The organism is Streptomyces sp. NPDC005955, from assembly GCF_042871255.1.
In the GTDB taxonomy this organism is placed as follows: domain Bacteria; phylum Actinomycetota; class Actinomycetes; order Streptomycetales; family Streptomycetaceae; genus Streptomyces.
In genome coordinates this window covers 151,875-167,301 of the sequence record NZ_JBIAIF010000001.1, presented here as the reverse complement: position 1 = coordinate 167,301, position 15,427 = coordinate 151,875, and the positions used below count along the sequence as shown (strand labels likewise).

Genomic DNA, 15,427 nt, shown 5'->3' with positions numbered 1-15,427 from the left:
CCCTGCCGTCCCCGGTACCCACCCGGGGATGGAAGAGAGGCTCACACGTGTCTGCTGTCCTCACGACGCCCGGCCGGGACCTGCCGTACTCCGCCGCCACAGCGCACGACCACCGACCCGCGGGACACGGCCCGGGTTCCGGCCCCCGGGCGGCGCCCGTCCGGCTGGAGCCCGTCACCGAAGCCCAGTACCGGGCGTTCCTGGCGTCCCGCGCCGGTGACGCGCTCGGCGCCGGCTTCCTCCAGTGCCCGTCGTGGGCACGTGTCAAGGAGCAGTGGCGGCCCCTGCTGTTCGGTTGGGGCCCGAACCCGGCCGCGGGACTCCTCCACGGGGTCGCCCTGGCGCTGCTGCGCCAGTTCCCCGGCACCCGCAAGTACTTCGCCTACCTGCCGGAGGGCCCGGTCGTCGACTGGGCGGCGCCGGACGTCGACGCGTGGCTCGATCCGCTGCTCGACCACCTGCGGGCCGCCGGTGCCTTCGCGGTGCGCATCGGGCCCTCGCCCGCCCACCGCCGCTGGACCGCCCGGACCCTCAAGACCCGGACGGGTCCCGGCGCGCACCTCACCGACGTCCTCGACTGCGCGGTCGACCCGCTCGGCACCGTCGTCGCCGAACGGTTGCGCGCCCGCGGCTGGCACCGCTGCGGCGACCCCGTCCGCGGCGCGAAGGGCGGCCCGGGCGCCGCGGCCGTCGCGGGCGGCGACGGGGACGCCCAGCCCCGGTACGTCTTCCAAGTGCCGCTGGCCGGGCGCACCCCCGACGAACTGTGGTCGGGACTCAACCAGGAGTGGCGGCGCAACATCCGCCGGGCCCAGAAGTCCGGTGTCGAGGTCGTCGTCGGGAGCGCCGCGGAACTGCCGGAGTTCTACCGGCTGTTGGGCCTGACCGAACGCCGCGACGGGTTCCGTCTCGGTCGTTCCCTGGACTACTACGAGCGTCAGTACGCGGCGTTGAACGCCGAGGAGCCCGGCCGGATGAGGCTCTACCTGGCCCGGCACGCCGGGGAGGTCCTCGCCGCGCACACCATGGTCACGGTGGGCCGGCGGGTCTGGTACCAGACGGGTGCGTCGGCCGACCACCGCAGGGACGTGCGGCCGTCCAACGCCCTCCAGTGGCGGATGATCCTGGACGCGCACGCCCTCGGGGCGGACGTCTACGACATGCGCGGGGTGCCCGCGACCCTCGACCCGGCCGACCGGCCCTTCGGGCTGATGCGGTGGAAGCTCGGTACCGGGGGCGAGGTTGTCGAGACGCTGGGGGAGTGGGAACGTCCGCTGCCCGGCACCACCAACCACGCCCTGTACCGGGCCTTCCAGGCGTACCTGGCCCGCCGGTGAGCGTGACCGCCGGACCCGGGGCGACCGCCGGACCCGGGGCGAGTACCGGACCCGGGGCGAGCGCCCCGCGCGCCCGCGTCGACCGTCGGGCCGCCCCGTCCGTCGCCCGCAGCGGCGCGATCATGGCCGCCGGGTCCCTCGTGTCCCGGGCCACCGGGTTCCTGCGCTCCGCGATCGTCGCCGCCGCGCTCGGCGTGGGCCTCGCCGCCGACGGGTACGCGGTCGCCAACGCCGTCCCGATGATCGTCTACACCCTGTTGATCGGCGGCGCCCTCAACGCGGTGTTCGTCCCCGAACTGGTGCGGGCCGCGAAGGAGCACGCCGACGGGGGCGCGGCCTGGACGGACCGGCTGCTCACCGTGTGCGTGATCGCGCTGCTCGCCCTCACCGGGGCCGCGGTGTGGGCGGCGCCCGTGATCGTGGAGGCGTACACCGGGTACGACGGTGAACAGGCCGCCCTCACCGTCGCGTTCGCCCGCTACTGCCTGCCACAGATCTTCTTCCTCGGGGTGTTCACCCTGCTGGGCCAGGTGCTCAACGCGCGCGGCCGGTTCGGCGCGATGATGTGGACCCCGGTCCTCAACAACGTCGTCGTCATCTCCGTGTTCGCCCTGTACCTCGCGCTCGGCGACGGCGGTGACCTGACCGGTGCGGAGACCGCGCTGCTCGGCTGGGGCACCACCGCCGGGATCGCCCTCCAGGCCCTGGCCCTGGTGCCCGCGCTGCGCACCGCCCGGTTCCGTTGGCGGCCCCGTTTCGACTGGCGCGGCAGCGGGCTCGCCCGGCCGCTGCGCTCCGCGGGCTGGCTGGTGCTGCTGGTCCTCACCAACCAGGCCGCGTACTGGGTGGTGACCCGGCTGGCCACCACCGCCGGTGAGCGGGCCGCGGCCCTCGGCACCGACGGGGGCGTCGGGTTCAGCGCCTACAACAACGCCTACCTGTTGTGGGCGGTGCCGCACGGCATCGTCACGGTGTCGCTGGTCACCGCCCTGGTGCCGCGGATGAGCCGGGCCGCGGCCGATGACGACCTCGCGGCCGTGCGACGTGACGTGTCCGGGGCGCTGCGCACCTCCGCCGCGGCGATCGTGCCCGCGGCCTGTGCGCTGTTCGCCCTCGCGGGGCCCGCCATGGCGGTGGTCTTCCAGTACGGGCGCACCGACGCCGACGACACCGCCGCCATGGCGCTGACCCTGATGGCATTCGCCCCGGGCCTCGTCGCGTTCTCCGGGCAGTACGTGGTGGCCCGCGCCTTCTACGCCCTCTCGGACACCCGCACCCCGTTCTTCCTCAACCTGGTGATCGCAGGGCTCAACGCGGGCCTGGCCGTCACCGCGTACCTGGTGCTGCCGGCGCGGCACGCGGTGACCGGCATGGCGGGCGGCTACTCGGTCGCCCTGCTGGTCGGCTGGGCCCTCACCGCGTACGTCCTGCGCCGCAGGCTCACGCCCCGCCGCAGCGCCCCGGTCGCCGGCCACCGCCGCGGCGGCCGGCCCGCGGGCAGCCGGCGGCGGGCCCGCCGGTCGCCCGCCGGCCCGCTGTGGCGCTCCACCACGCTGGCGGAGCACGGGCGGCTGCTGGCCGCGGCCGTGCCCGCCACCGCCCTCGCCCACTACGCCACCGCGGCTCTCGCTCCGCTGGGCCACCTGGTCGCCGCGATCGGGGGCGGTGCCGTCATCGCCGTCGTCTTCGCGGTGCTCGCCCGGCCCTTGCGCCTGACCGAACTCGACCGGCTGACCAGCGGCGTCACCCGACGCCTGCGGCGGCGCTGATCCCGACCCCTGGAATAATCCGCTCATGCCACGTGTGCTCCTCATAGAAGACGACCTCTCCGTCCGGGAAGGGGTCGCACTCGGTCTGCGCCGCCGGGGCCACGAGGTGCGGACGGCCGCCACCGGGGAGGACGGACTGGCCGCCGTCGACGAGTTCCACCCCGACCTGCTGCTGTTGGACCTGATGCTGCCCGGCGTCAACGGCGTCGAGGTGTGCCGCCGGGTCCGGGAGCGCAGCCAACTCCCGATCATCATGCTCACCGCCCGCGGCGACGACTTCGACATCGTCATCGGACTGGAGGCGGGCGCCGACGACTACATCGTCAAACCCGCCCGCACCGAGGTCATCGAGGCCCGCATCCGCGCCGTGCTGCGCCGGCTGGACGCCCCCGGCCCCGGACCCGGGCGGTCCGCCGTCGAGGCGCACGGGGAACTCGTGCTCGACCGCGCCGGGCTCACCGTCTCCAAAGCCGGGCGCGTCCTCGCCCTCGCCCCTTCCGAACTGCGGCTGCTGCTGCACCTGAGTGCGGCCCCCGAGCAGGTCTTCAGCCGTCAACAACTCCTCGAACACGTCTGGGAGCACAGCTACCACGGTGACGCCCGGCTGGTCGACGCCTGTGTGCGGCGGCTGCGCAACAAGATCGAGGACGTGCCCGGCAGCCCCCGTTACATCCAGACCCTGCGCGGCTTCGGCTACCGTTTCGGCCCCCTGTGATCGGCCGCCCCCGCAGGTCCCGGCACGCTGCCGACGCGCCGGCACGGGACGCGACCGGGCCCGCCCGGCGGCGCCGGCGGGCGCCGTTCGGGCTGCGCACCCGGCTCGTGCTGGCGTTCCTGCTGGTCGCCGCCGTCAGCGCCGGTACCACCGCGACCCTCACCTATCGGGAGGCCCGCAACTCGGTCCTCAGTTCCGTGCAGGACACCGCGGTGGCGTCCTTCCGCGAACAGGTCTCGGGGATGTGGGTGCAACCGCCGCTGACCCGCCGCAGCATCCAGGACGAACTGCTCAAGATCGCCCGCAAGGGCAAGCCCCGCACCTGGGTCGTCTTCGCCGAGTACGGGAGTCTGCGGGTGTCCTCGGGCACCAGCCCGACGTCCACGGTCATCACCCCGCAACTGCGCCGCGCCGCCACCTCGCCCGACCACCCGCACGGCAGCTTCCAACGGGTGCTGAAGAACGGCGAGCCCTACCTCACGATCGGTGTGCCGGCCGTCTTCCGGGCCGGCACCGACGGGGTGCTGCCCACCCGCCTGGTGCTCTACGCGGTGTTGCCGATGCGCGAGGAACAGGCCCAGACCGAGGCCCTGGTCGCCGCCGCCCGGGCCGGGGCCATGCCGGGCCTCGCCATCGCCCTGGTGCCCGCCCTGCTCGCGGCCCGCAGCGTGCTCCGCCCGGTGCGCGAGCTGCGACGGGCCGCCCGCAGCATGGGCAGCGGGCGGCTCGACACCCGCATCCCGGTCCGGGGCAACGACGAACTCGCCGACCTCGCCCACACCTACAACGAGTCCGCGGGCAAGCTGGAACAGTCGGTCGCCGAACTCCAACGCGCCGAGGAACGCGCCCGGCGCTTCGCCTCCGACGTCTCCCACGAACTGCGCACCCCGCTGGCCGGGATGCTCGCCGTCACCGAGGTCCTGGACGAGGACGCCGAACGGTTGCCGCCCGACACCGCCCAGGCCGTCCGGCTGATCAGCGCCGAGACGGGGAAGCTGGCCGTGCTCGTCGAGGACCTGATGGAGATCTCCCGCTTCGACGCCCGCGCCGCCGAACTCCACACCGACGAGGTCGACGTGGCTGAAACGATTCACCGCACCCTGCGCAGTCGGCACTGGACCGGTGGGCACCCCGAACGGGTCCGCACCGACCTGCCCGACGGCATCCGGGCCCGACTCGACCCGCGCCGCTTCGACGTCGTCGTCGCCAACCTCGTCGGCAACGCGCTGCGCCACGGCGCCGCCCCCGTCACCGTCCGGCTCCGCCGGGGCACCACGCCCCACGGCACGCCGACCTTCGTCACCGAGGTCATCGACAGCGGCCCCGGCATCCGGCCCGAGGTGCTGCCGCACATCTTCGACCGCTTCTACAAGGCGGATGCCGCCCGGGTGCGCTCCACGGGCAGCGGGCTCGGGCTCGCCATCACCCAGGAGAACGTCCATCTGCACGGCGGCACCGTCCGCGCCGCCAACCTCCCCGGCGGCGGCCTCGGCGTCGACGGCGCGGGCGCCGTGTTCACCGTGGAGACACCGCTGTACGGGCCGGAGGGCGCGCAGTGAACACGAACGGCACCCGAGGCGTCGGACGACCCGTGCGCCGCCGGACCGTGCGCGGCCTGGCCCTGGCGGCGGCGCTCGCCCTCACCGGCTGCGGGGTGCAGGCCACCGACGTCATCGAAGCCGGCGGCCCCGCGACCGTCCTCGTCATTCCCGGCGAGGGCAACTGGATGCTGCTGTTCTTCGAGACCCCGGACGGCGAGCTGATCCCGGTGCCCCGCCCCCTCACCAACGGCACCTGGGGCGGCGCCACCCCGGTGACCCTCGGCCGGGCGCTCAAGACGCTCCTCGACGGCCCCACGAAGGAGGAACGCGCCGCCGGACTGCGCACCGGACTGCCGAAGTCGTCCGTCGTGGGCAGCAAGCTGGGCATCGGCACGAACGCGGCGGGGAACGCCACGGCGGTGTTCCTGCCGGTTCGGCTCGCCGACCTCGACGACCGGGCCGTCGAACAGGTCGTCTGCACCATCGCCTACGCGGGGAGCCCGAGCGGTACGCGCCCGGTGGCCCTGCACGGAACGGACGTCGACATGGAGGCCACCACCTGCCGAGTCGACGTCAACCGCGACGACGTCCCCCGGCCGGCGGCCTCGACGCCGTCCCAGCGCACCTGGCCGCGTCTGCCGGCCGAGCCGACCGAGCCGGCGTCGGAACGGTTCTCCGGCGAACCGCCGCCGACCAGCGGGACACTGCCGCCCGCCGTCCCCTGAGCCCGGTCACAGCAGGGCGCGGGTGCCCTCCAGCAGCCGCACGACCGAGGCGTCCGCGACCTTCGCCACCTCGTCGTAGCCGAACCAGCGCAGGTCCAGGGACTCGTCGCTGAGCGTCTCCACCGCCCCCGCCGGGGCCAGTGCGGCGTACTGCACGTCGAGGTGCCAGGCGCACGGGGTCTGGTGCCGGTCGAGCCGGACCGGTCCGCCGCGCAGCAGACGCAGCGCGGCGATCCCGGACTCCTCGGTGGCCTCGCGCAGCGCCGCGTCCGCGAGGGTGCGGTCACCGGATTCGCAGTGACCGCCCATCTGGAGCCACTTGTGGATCTTGCCGTGGAGGGTCAGCAGGACCCGTTCGCGCTCCGGGTCGACGACCAGGGCACTGGCCGTGACGTGACCGTCCCCGCAGGACCTCCACACCCCGTCCGGGTGGGCGGCCAGGTGCGCGAGGTACAGCTCCCGCAGTTCGTCCTGGTCGCCGTACCCGCGCAGGACCTCGACCGTGTCGTCGTACAGGCTCACTTGCTGTCGTCGCCGTCCTCGCCGTCGGTGCTGTCCTTGCCGGTGCCCCGGCCGTCGTCGGGGCCGGTGGCGCCGGGGTCGGCCTTCTTCGCCGGGCCGTCGGTGCCGGTGGAGCCGCCGGCGCCCGCCGCCTCGCCGAGGAGCTTGTCCAACTCGGAGAAGTCGAGCTGCTCGCGGTGGACGAAGCCGTCGGGGTCGTCCAGGTCGGAGGCCGTGGGCAGCATGTCCGGGTGGGCCCAGAGGCCGTCGCGCCCGTCCACCCCGCGCGCGTCGGTGAGCGAGGCCCACAGTCGGGAGGCGTCCCGCAGCCGGCGCGGACGGAGCTCCAGACCGATCAGGGTGGCGAAGGTCTGCTCGGCGGGGCCGCCGGAGGCGCGGCGGCGGCGCAGCGTCTCGCGCAGGGCGTCCGCCGACGACAGCCGGGGCTTCGCCGCCTCGTGCACCACCGCGTCCACCCAGCCCTCGACCAGGGCGAGGGCGGTCTCCAGCCGGGCCAGGGCCGCCTTCTGCGCGGGCGTGTCCTCCGGCTGGAACATGCCCTGCTGGAGGGCGTCCTGCAACTGCTCCGGGTTCGACGGGTCGAGCTGGCCGACCATGTCCTCCAGCTTCGACGTGTCGACCTGGATGCCGCGCGCGTACCCCTCGACCGCGCCGAACAGGTGCGCGCGCAGCCACGGCACATGGGCGAACAACCGCTGGTGGGCGGCCTCGCGCAGGGCCAGGTAGAGCCGCACCTCGCCCTCGGGGACGCTGAGGTCCTTGCCGAAGGCGGCGACGTTCAACGGGAGCAGGGCGGACTTCCCGGTCGGGCCCAGGGGCAGTCCGATGTCGGAGGAGCCGACGACCTCACCGGCGAGGACGCCGACGGCCTGGCCCATCTGCGTACCGAACATGGCGCCGCCCATCGAGCGCATCACGCCGATCAGCGGACCCGCCATGGCCTGCATCTCGTCCGGCAGCACCTGACCCATGGCCGCGCCGACCCGCTCGGCGACCGGGTCGACCAGTTCCCGCCACACCGGGAGGGTGGCCTCCACCCACTCGGCGCGGCTCCACGCCACGGCCGAGCCCGAACCCGAGGGCAGCGAGGTGGCGCCGTCCAGCCAGAGATCGGCCAGCCGTACCGTTTCCTCGACCCAGGCGTGGTCCGCCGGGCTCACACTGGCGTCCTTGGTGCCGTCGGACGTGCCCTGGGCGACCGTCTGGCGGGCGATCTGCTTGGCCATGTCCCAGTTCACCGGGCCGCCCTCGTACGAGAGCATCTGGCCGAGCTGCTGGAACGCGGCGCCCAGGTCGTTCGGGTTCATCGAACCGAACATCGCGGCGAACGGGTTGTCCCCGCCCTGACCGCCCATGCCGGGCAGCCCGAAACCGAACGGATTGGCAGGTCCCTGACCACCACCGCTCTGGTCCTTCTGCTTGCCCTCGTCGCCGTTGTCCGGCTCCTCCGGCGGAAGGCCGAATCCGAATGGGGTGTCACTCACGGGATTCCTCGGCTCGTCGGGCCGCCGGTGTCTCCCGACGGCGAATGCCCTGCGTCACCACCCAGCGTAGACACCCCGGGCCGATCGAGCCTCGGTGCTCCGCCGACTCCCGGCCTGCGGCAGGATGGGTGCCACCTGGTCCGTACGCGTCACAAGCCGTACGTACTGAAGACAACCGCTGGAGACGCCCGGTGAGTTCCCCAGATCAACAGGTTCGCGCAGCGCGAAACCACTCGGCCGGCCCGCCACCGCGCGGGCCCGTCGTCGCCGTGACCGGCGCGGCGGCCGGGGTGGGCGCGCTGCTCGTCGAGCGGCTCGCCGCGAGCGAGGAGGTCAAGCGGGTCGTCGCCATCGACGAACGGCGCGGTGACTGCGAGGACGCGGAGTGGCACGTCCTCGACGTGCGCGACCCCGCCATCGTCGAGAAGCTCCGCGGCGCGGACGTCGTCGTCCACCTCGCCCTCGACCTGGACCTGGAGACCGATGCGGCGGCCCGCACCGCCTACAACGTCCGCGGCACCCAGACCGTGCTCACGGCCGCCGCGGCGGTCGGGGTGCGCCGGGTCGTGCTGTGCACCTCCGCCATGGTCTACGGGGCCCTCGCCGACAACGAGCTCCCGCTCGCCGAGGACGCCGAGCTGCGGGCCACCGCCGAGGCGACCGGCGTCGGCGACCTGCTGGAGATCGAACGGCTCGCCCGCCGGGCGCCCAAGGCGCACCCCGGACTGAACGTGACCGTGGTGCGACCCGCCGTGCTCGTCGGTGGCACCGACACCGCCCTGACCCGCTACTTCGAGTCGCCCCGGCTGCTCGTGGTCGCCGGCTCCCGGCCCGCCTGGCAGTTCTGCCACGTCGAGGACCTGTGCGGGGCGCTGGAGTACGCGGTGCTGGAGAAGGTCGAGGGCGAAGTGGCCGTCGGCTGCGAGGGCTGGCTGGAGCAGGAGGAGGTCGAGGAACTCAGCGGCATCCGCCGCATGGAGCTGCCGTCCGCCGTCGCGCTCGGGGCCGCGGCGCGGCTGCACCGCATCGGGCTCACGCCGTCGCCCGCGGGGGACCTCGCGTACACGATGTACCCGTGGGTGGTCAGCGGGAGCCGGCTGCACGACGCGGGGTGGCGTCCCCGGTGGACCAACGAGGAGGTCCTCGCGGAGCTGCTGGAGGAGGTCTCCGGGCGGCACACGGTGGCCGGGCGGCGGCTGGGGCGCAAGGACGCGACTGCCGCGGGGGCGGCGGGGGCTACGGTGGCGTTGCTCGGTACGGCTGCGCTCGTGCGCCGGGCGCGCAAGGCCCGCCGCCGCATCTGACGCTCCCCGTCGCGGTTCCTGGCCCCTGCGGGTGCGCTGGGGTTGCCCGCGCCCCCTAAGGGGCTGCCTCCTGCGGTGCGCTGTTCCCTGCGGCGGTGGCGGCGGTTGCTCGCGCCGTTCCTCGCGCCCCTACGGGGGCTCCCCCTGAGGGACTCCGCCGGGCGGCCCAGGGCGCCCCGACAGGGGCGCGGGGAACTGCGCAATCGCGCAGCGCACCCGCGCAGAACAGCGCACCCCCAGCGGAACGCACCTGCAAGGGGCGCGGGGAACTGCGCGGGCGACCACAGTGCACCCGCGCAGGACCGCGCACCGTGAGGGACCCGGCTGCACCGCGCGGGACCGCGCACCCCGTGTCCTAGGGTGTACGGGAACGAGGGGGGTACCGAGATGGACGAGCCGAGCGACGCGGGCGCCGTGCGACTGGTCGCGATACGCGAGGAGCCCCTGTCCCTGGACGAGGTGTTCCACGCGGTGGGCGACCCCACGGCAGGCGGCACCGCCCTGTTCGTGGGAACGGTCCGCAACCACGACGCCGGCGCGTCCGTGGAGGGCCTCGGCTACTCCGCCCACCCCACGGCCCAGGCCGAACTCCGCCGGGTCGCGGAGAAGGTCGCCGCGGACTTCCCGGTCCAGGGCCTCGCCGCGGTGCACCGCGTGGGCGACCTCTCCGTGGGCGACCTCGCGGTGATCGTCGCGGTGTCCTGCCCGCACCGGGCGGAAGCGTTCGCCGCGTGCCGCAGACTGATAGACGACCTCAAGCGGGAGGTCCCCGTCTGGAAGCACCAGCGCTTCTCGGACGGCACGGAGGAGTGGGTGGGCGCCTGCTGAGGCCCCCGCTTCGCCCGGCCGGGTCCTCCGCTTGCGCAACCGCCCCCCTGGCGTGAGCGTGGTCACTGCGGACGGTTAATCTGCTGATCAGTCAGTTGCGGTCACACACCGGGTTGGGAGGTCGGCATGGCGGCCATCGCCTGGTTGCTGATTCCGCTTTTCGCCGCGCTCGGCGCGGGCCTGTGGGGCAGTTGGGCCACCAGGACCCGCCGCACCGGCGACGGCCCGGAGCTGGCCGGTTACGAACGGTTCCGCGCGGCGATGGAGAAGAGCCGCTCCGACGTGGTGTGAGGCCCGCGGTCGGAACGCGGGCGACCCGTCCGGGCGGACTGGGCGGTGCGATCACCGGCAGGTCCCGTACTGTCGTTCCATGCCACGCCGCACGACGACGATGCTCGCTTCCACCGTGTTGCTGATCGCGCTGCTCTGCGCGGGAGTGCTCATCAAGACGCCGTACTCGGAGATGTCCCCGGGTCCCACCGTGAACACGCTCGGTGAGCACGACGGCGAGCCGGTGCTCCAGATCGCCGGCCGCAAGACGTACCCGACGACCGGCCACCTGAACATGACGACGGTCCGCGTCACCAGTGCCGACTACCGGATGAACCTGGTGGAGGCGGTGTACGGCTGGCTGGCCCACGACAACATCGTCGTGCCGCACGACACGCTCTACCCGGACGGCAAGACGGAGGAGCAGTCCAACCAGGAGAACGCCGAGGAGTTCACCCAGTCCCAGGAGAGCGCGAAGGTCGCCGCGCTGGAGGAACTGGACATCCCGGTGCAGTCCTGGGTGATCGTCGCCTCCGTGGTCAAGGGCAGCCCCGCCCAGGGCCGGCTGCACGCCGGGGACGTCATCAAGAGCGTGGACGGCAAGCCGGTGAAGGCGCCCGCCGACGTCGCCAAGCTCGTCACCCGGCACGAGCCCGGCGAGAAGGTCGTCTTCACGGTCATCCCGGCGAAGGACGCGGCCGAGGCGGAGAAGACCGGCAAGCCGGCCACCCGCACCGAGGACGTGACCGTCACCACCAAAGAGGCCGAGGACGGCAAGCGGGCGATCGTCGGCATCCAGGCCGGGACCGACCACACCTTCCCGTTCAGCATCGACATCAAGCTCGCCGACGTCGGCGGTCCCAGCGCCGGGCTGATGTTCGCCCTCGGCATCGTGGACAAGCTCACCCCCGAGGACCTGACCGGCGGCAAGTTCGTCGCGGGCACCGGCACCATCGACGACGACGGCAAGGTCGGGCCGATCGGGGGCGTCGAGATGAAGACCGTGGGCGCCCGGGAGCAGGGCGCCGAGTTCTTCCTCACCCCGAAGGACAACTGCGCGAGCGCCGCCCAGGACGTCCCCGAAGGGCTCACCCTGGTCAAGGTCGACACCATGGACGACGCCATGCAGTCCCTGGAGGACATCCGCGAGGGCCGGACGGACCGCCTGCCCACCTGCTCCAAGGGCTGAGCCCCCCGGGCCGGACGGCGGACCGTCCGGCCCCGCGGGGCTAGTCGGCGAACGTCGCCGTCAAGGCGTCGGCCAGGCCCGGCACCAGGTCGGAACCGGTCAGGACGTCCGTCGCGGAGTCCTTGTCGCGCAGTCGCAGCGCCGAATCGCGGGAGCCGTCGCGCAGCACCGCCACCGTCATCCGGACCTCCTGGCGGTCCGGGTGCCGGGCGACCCAACCGGCGAGCTTCGCGCCGTCCAGGCCGGCCGGGACGGACGCCTCGGCCGACGGGGGCAGCATCAGCCGCTCCACCGACAGGGCGCAGCCGGCCACGGCGTCGGGCCAGGCGATGGTGCCCAGGAACTCGTCCAGCGCGGTGCCCGCCGGAACCTCGTCCTGTTCGATCGGGGTCAATGAGCCACCCGGGTTGGGGGCGGCGGGGTCGTCGGCGAGGCCGAGCCGCGCGGCGAGCGTGGGTTCCTGGGAGCGCAGTCGATCCGTGTCGACCAGGGCGAACAGTCGGGCGGGCTGGTCCCAGCCCAGCCCGGAGATGTACTCGTCGATCTCCAGCACGGCCCGCGTCAGCGGACCGGCGGCCATCGGGGTGCCTGAGTTGGCGGTGTTGGACATGGTCACAATCCTGCCTCGTTCACCCCCGGAACCGGGAACCGAGTAAAGCATCAGTAAGTTGCATAGGTGAGACCCCTGCGTTCGTGGGGGTCCGGAAGCAGAACTACAGCGACTTCGAGGTGCGCACCTTGGCTTTCCAGATGCCGGACCGCGGCGGAGGCCCGACCGGGCCACGGATCAGAGTGGGCCGACCGTCCCGGCGGGTCCGCACCCTGCTCATGACACTGGGCGTCCTGGCCGTGCTGGCCATGGTGTTCGTCATGTTCGCGGGGTTCTGGACGGACTGGCTCTGGTACCGGTCGGTCAACTACTCGTCGGTGTTCACGACGACCCTGTGGACCAAGATCGGGTTGTTCCTCGTCTTCGGGCTGCTCATGGCGGCCTCCGTCGGCGTGAACATCTGGCTGGCGCACCGACTGCGTCCGCCGTTGAGTGCGATGTCGACCGAGCAGCAGAACCTCGACCGGTACCGCATGGGGATCGCCCCGTACAAGAAGTGGATCCTGCTCGGACTCACGGCGATCGTGGGGCTGATCGCCGGGGCGTCAGCCGCGGGCCAGTGGCGCACCTGGCTCATGTGGGTGAACGGCGTCGCGTTCGGCAAGAAGGACCCCCAGTTCGGTCTGGACGTGTCGTTCTTCGCCTTCGACCTGCCTTGGTACCGCTTCCTGCTGGGCTTCGGCTTCGCCACCGTGGTGCTCTCGCTGATCGCCGCCGCCCTGACGCACTACCTGTACGGCGGCCTGCGGGTCACCAGCCCCGGCGGGCGGGCCACCGCCGCGGCCACCGGGCACCTCTCGGTGCTCCTCGGCATCTTCGTCTCGCTGAAGGCGATCGCCTACTGGCTCGACCGGTACGGGCTCGCCGTGAAGTCCAGCGACTTCAAGGCCACCGACAACTGGACCGGCCTGCGCTACGTCGACGCCAACGCGTACCTGCCCGCGAAGACGATCCTGTTCTTCATCGCGGCGATCTGCGCCGTGCTGTTCTTCGCGACGCTGTGGCGGCGCACCTGGCAGCTCCCCGTGATCGGGTTCGGCCTGATGGTGCTCTCCGCGGTGCTGATCGGCGGGCTGTACCCGGCGATCGTGCAGAAGTTCCAGGTCCAGCCGAACGAGCAGGCCAAGGAAGCGCCGTACGTCGAGAAGAACCTCCAGGCGACGACCGAGGCGTACGGGATCTCGGACATCAACGTCACCGACTACCCGGGCAAGAGCAACACCACGGACAAGGCGAAACTGCGCCAGGACGCCGACAAGGCGGCCAGCATGCGCATGATCGACCCGAACGTGGTGTCGCCGACGTTCCAGCAGCTCCAGCAGATGCGGAACTACTACGCCTTCCCGGCCAACCTCGACGTGGACCGCTACAAGGGCCCCGACGGCAAGGAGCAGGACACCGTCATCGGTCTGCGCGAGCTGGACCTGAACGGCATCCCGAAGAACAACTGGATCAACGACCACTTCCGCTACACCCACGGGTACGGCGTGGTCGCCGCGAAGGGCACCGAGGCCACGCCCGGGGGCAGCCCCGTCTTCACCGAGTCGGACCTGCCCTCCAAGGGCACGCTCGGCGACTACGAGCAGCGGATCTACTACGGCGAGAAGACGACGCAGTACTCCATCGTCGGCGGGCCGCAGAGCGAGATCGACTACTCCGACGACAAGGGCGAGAAGACCACCCGGTACAAGGGCGACAGCGGCGTCAACCTGTCGAACCCGCTGAACCGCGCCGCGTACGCCGTCGCCTTCGGCGAGCCGCAGATCCTCTACTCGGGCGCGATCGGTGACGGCTCCCGCATCCTGTACAACCGGGTGCCCAAGGAGCGCGTCGAGGCGGTCGCCCCCTGGCTGACCATCGACGGCGACGCCTACCCGGCGGTCGTCGACGGCCGCATCCAGTGGATCGTCGACGCGTACACCACCACCAACGGCTACCCGTACGCGTCCCGCACCACCCTCGGCGACACCACGGCCGACTCGCTGACCGAGCGCAACAACCAGCGGGCGGTGGTGGCCCAGCAGAACCAGGTCAACTACATCCGCAACTCGGTCAAGGCGACGGTCGACGCCTACTCGGGTGAGGTCAAGCTGTACCAGTGGGACACCCAGGACCCGGTCCTCAAGACCTGGATGAAGGCGTTCCCGGACACGGTGCAGCCCAAGAGCGAGATCTCCCCGCTGCTCATGGACCACCTGCGCTACCCGCAGGACCTGTTCAAGGTCCAGCGCGAGCTGCTGACCCGCTACCACGTCGGGGACGCCGACGCGTTCCTCAGCGGCAGCGAGGTGTGGCAGGTGCCGGACGACCCGACGAACCGGTCGGGCAAGGCGGTGCCGCCGTACTACCTGAGCATGCGGATGCCGGACCAGAAGGACCAGGCGTTCTCCCTCACGACGACGTTCACGCCGAACGGACGGGACAACCTCAGCGCCTTCATGTCGGTCAACGCCGAGGCGGGCACCTCCGACTACGGCAAGATCAGCATCCTGAAGATGCCGTCGGCGGAGACGATCGACGGGCCCAAGCAGGTCCAGAGCAAGTTCAACTCGGACACGGCCATCGCCGAGAAGATCAGGCTGCTGCGTGGTGGTGACTCGGAAGTCGAGTACGGCAACCTGCTGACCGTGCCCCTGGACGGCGGACTGCTCTACGCGGAACCGGTCTACGTGCGCGGCGGCGGGCTGAAGTACCCCCTGATGCGCCGGGTGCTGGTCACCTACGACGGCAAGACGGCGTTCGAACCGACGCTGGAGAAGGCGCTCAACGTCGTCTTCGGCGCGGAGAAGGCGAGCCCGCCGGAGAAGCCGGAGACCAACGAGCCCCAGCCACCGGGGGAGACCCCGACCGAGCCGCCGGGCAACGCCGATCCCACCGTCCAGGAGGCACTCGAAGAGGCCCAGCGGGCCTTCGACGACGGCCAGCAGGCGATGAAGGACAACGACTGGAAGGCGTACGGCGAGGCCCAGACCAAGCTCAGGGACGCGCTGAAGCGGGCCGAGGAGGCCCAGCAGAAGGCGGACGAGGGTGCGGACGGCAAGCCGGCCGGGAAGCCCGAGGAGGAACCCTCCGGGGAATCCTCCGACAAGCCTGCCGAGAAGCCGGCCCGGGGCGCCTGACCCGGGCGCCCGGA

General features: G+C 72.5%; 13 protein-coding genes. 10 read left to right on the top strand and 3 right to left on the bottom strand.

From position 1 onward, the window contains the following. The first annotated feature begins 164 nt into the window (after window positions 1-164). The 5 genes from ACFYOU_RS00685 to ACFYOU_RS00665 are packed head-to-tail and all read left to right on the top strand — an operon-like array spanning window position 165 to window position 6,087. Window positions 165-1,337, top strand: a complete 1,173-nt coding sequence (locus ACFYOU_RS00685) for a peptidoglycan bridge formation glycyltransferase FemA/FemB family protein (RefSeq protein WP_391303753.1) — start codon at window positions 165-167, stop codon at window positions 1,335-1,337. Continuing rightward, window positions 1,334-3,106, top strand: coding sequence for a murein biosynthesis integral membrane protein MurJ (gene murJ / locus ACFYOU_RS00680; RefSeq protein WP_391302401.1), 1,773 nt, complete (start codon window positions 1,334-1,336; stop codon window positions 3,104-3,106). Before ACFYOU_RS00685 ends, murJ begins: the two co-directional genes overlap by 4 nt. Window positions 3,107-3,131: 25 nt before the next feature. Continuing rightward, entirely contained in the window at window positions 3,132-3,821 is a 690-nt protein-coding gene (locus tag ACFYOU_RS00675) for a response regulator (RefSeq protein WP_391302399.1), read from the top strand. After that, the gene (locus ACFYOU_RS00670) at window positions 3,818-5,380 is read left to right on the top strand and encodes an ATP-binding protein (protein WP_391302397.1); all 1,563 of its coding nucleotides are present in this window, start codon (window positions 3,818-3,820) and stop codon (window positions 5,378-5,380) included. The genes ACFYOU_RS00675 and ACFYOU_RS00670 overlap by 4 nt, the downstream gene beginning before the upstream one ends. Further along, on the top strand, window positions 5,377-6,087 hold the full coding sequence (locus ACFYOU_RS00665; RefSeq protein WP_391302395.1) for a hypothetical protein: 711 nt from the start codon (window positions 5,377-5,379) through the stop codon (window positions 6,085-6,087). Before ACFYOU_RS00670 ends, ACFYOU_RS00665 begins: the two co-directional genes overlap by 4 nt. Window positions 6,088-6,093: 6 nt before the next feature. Here the strand turns inward: ACFYOU_RS00665 and ACFYOU_RS00660 are convergent, their stop codons facing one another. Beyond that, window positions 6,094-6,609: an NUDIX hydrolase gene (locus ACFYOU_RS00660; RefSeq protein WP_389765228.1), complete on the bottom strand. Its 516-nt coding sequence runs from the start codon at window positions 6,607-6,609 to the stop codon at window positions 6,094-6,096. After that, window positions 6,606-8,093 (bottom strand): zinc-dependent metalloprotease, encoded by a 1,488-nt coding sequence (locus ACFYOU_RS00655; RefSeq protein ID WP_391302393.1) that lies wholly within the window; start codon window positions 8,091-8,093, stop codon window positions 6,606-6,608. The genes ACFYOU_RS00660 and ACFYOU_RS00655 overlap by 4 nt, the downstream gene beginning before the upstream one ends. A gap of 191 nt (window positions 8,094-8,284) precedes the next feature. Between ACFYOU_RS00655 and ACFYOU_RS00650 the strand changes: the two genes are divergently transcribed. The 4 genes from ACFYOU_RS00650 to ACFYOU_RS00635 all read left to right on the top strand — a co-directional run bounded on the left by ACFYOU_RS00650 (window position 8,285) and on the right by ACFYOU_RS00635 (window position 11,684). Then, window positions 8,285-9,397, top strand: a complete 1,113-nt coding sequence (locus tag ACFYOU_RS00650) for an NAD-dependent epimerase/dehydratase family protein (RefSeq protein WP_391302391.1) — start codon at window positions 8,285-8,287, stop codon at window positions 9,395-9,397. Between the two features lie 387 nt (window positions 9,398-9,784). Further along, on the top strand, window positions 9,785-10,225 hold the full coding sequence (locus tag ACFYOU_RS00645; RefSeq protein WP_391302389.1) for a molybdenum cofactor biosynthesis protein MoaE: 441 nt from the start codon (window positions 9,785-9,787) through the stop codon (window positions 10,223-10,225). 126 nt (window positions 10,226-10,351) lie between these two features. Continuing rightward, window positions 10,352-10,516 (top strand): hypothetical protein, encoded by a 165-nt coding sequence (locus tag ACFYOU_RS00640; RefSeq protein ID WP_385494546.1) that lies wholly within the window; start codon window positions 10,352-10,354, stop codon window positions 10,514-10,516. A 79-nt stretch (window positions 10,517-10,595) separates the two neighbouring features. After that, the gene (locus ACFYOU_RS00635) at window positions 10,596-11,684 is read left to right on the top strand and encodes a PDZ domain-containing protein (protein WP_391302386.1); all 1,089 of its coding nucleotides are present in this window, start codon (window positions 10,596-10,598) and stop codon (window positions 11,682-11,684) included. Between the two features lie 40 nt (window positions 11,685-11,724). On the opposite strand, the gene ACFYOU_RS00630 is transcribed toward ACFYOU_RS00635, so the two are convergent. Continuing rightward, window positions 11,725-12,294: a PPA1309 family protein gene (locus ACFYOU_RS00630; protein WP_385494544.1), complete on the bottom strand. Its 570-nt coding sequence runs from the start codon at window positions 12,292-12,294 to the stop codon at window positions 11,725-11,727. A 140-nt stretch (window positions 12,295-12,434) separates the two neighbouring features. On the opposite strand from ACFYOU_RS00630, the gene ACFYOU_RS00625 reads away from it, so the two are divergent. Then, window positions 12,435-15,413 carry a UPF0182 family protein gene (locus tag ACFYOU_RS00625; RefSeq protein ID WP_391303752.1) on the top strand — a complete coding sequence of 993 codons (2,979 nt, stop codon included), beginning with the start codon at window positions 12,435-12,437 and terminating at the stop codon, window positions 15,411-15,413. The last annotated feature ends 14 nt before the right edge of the window (window positions 15,414-15,427 follow it).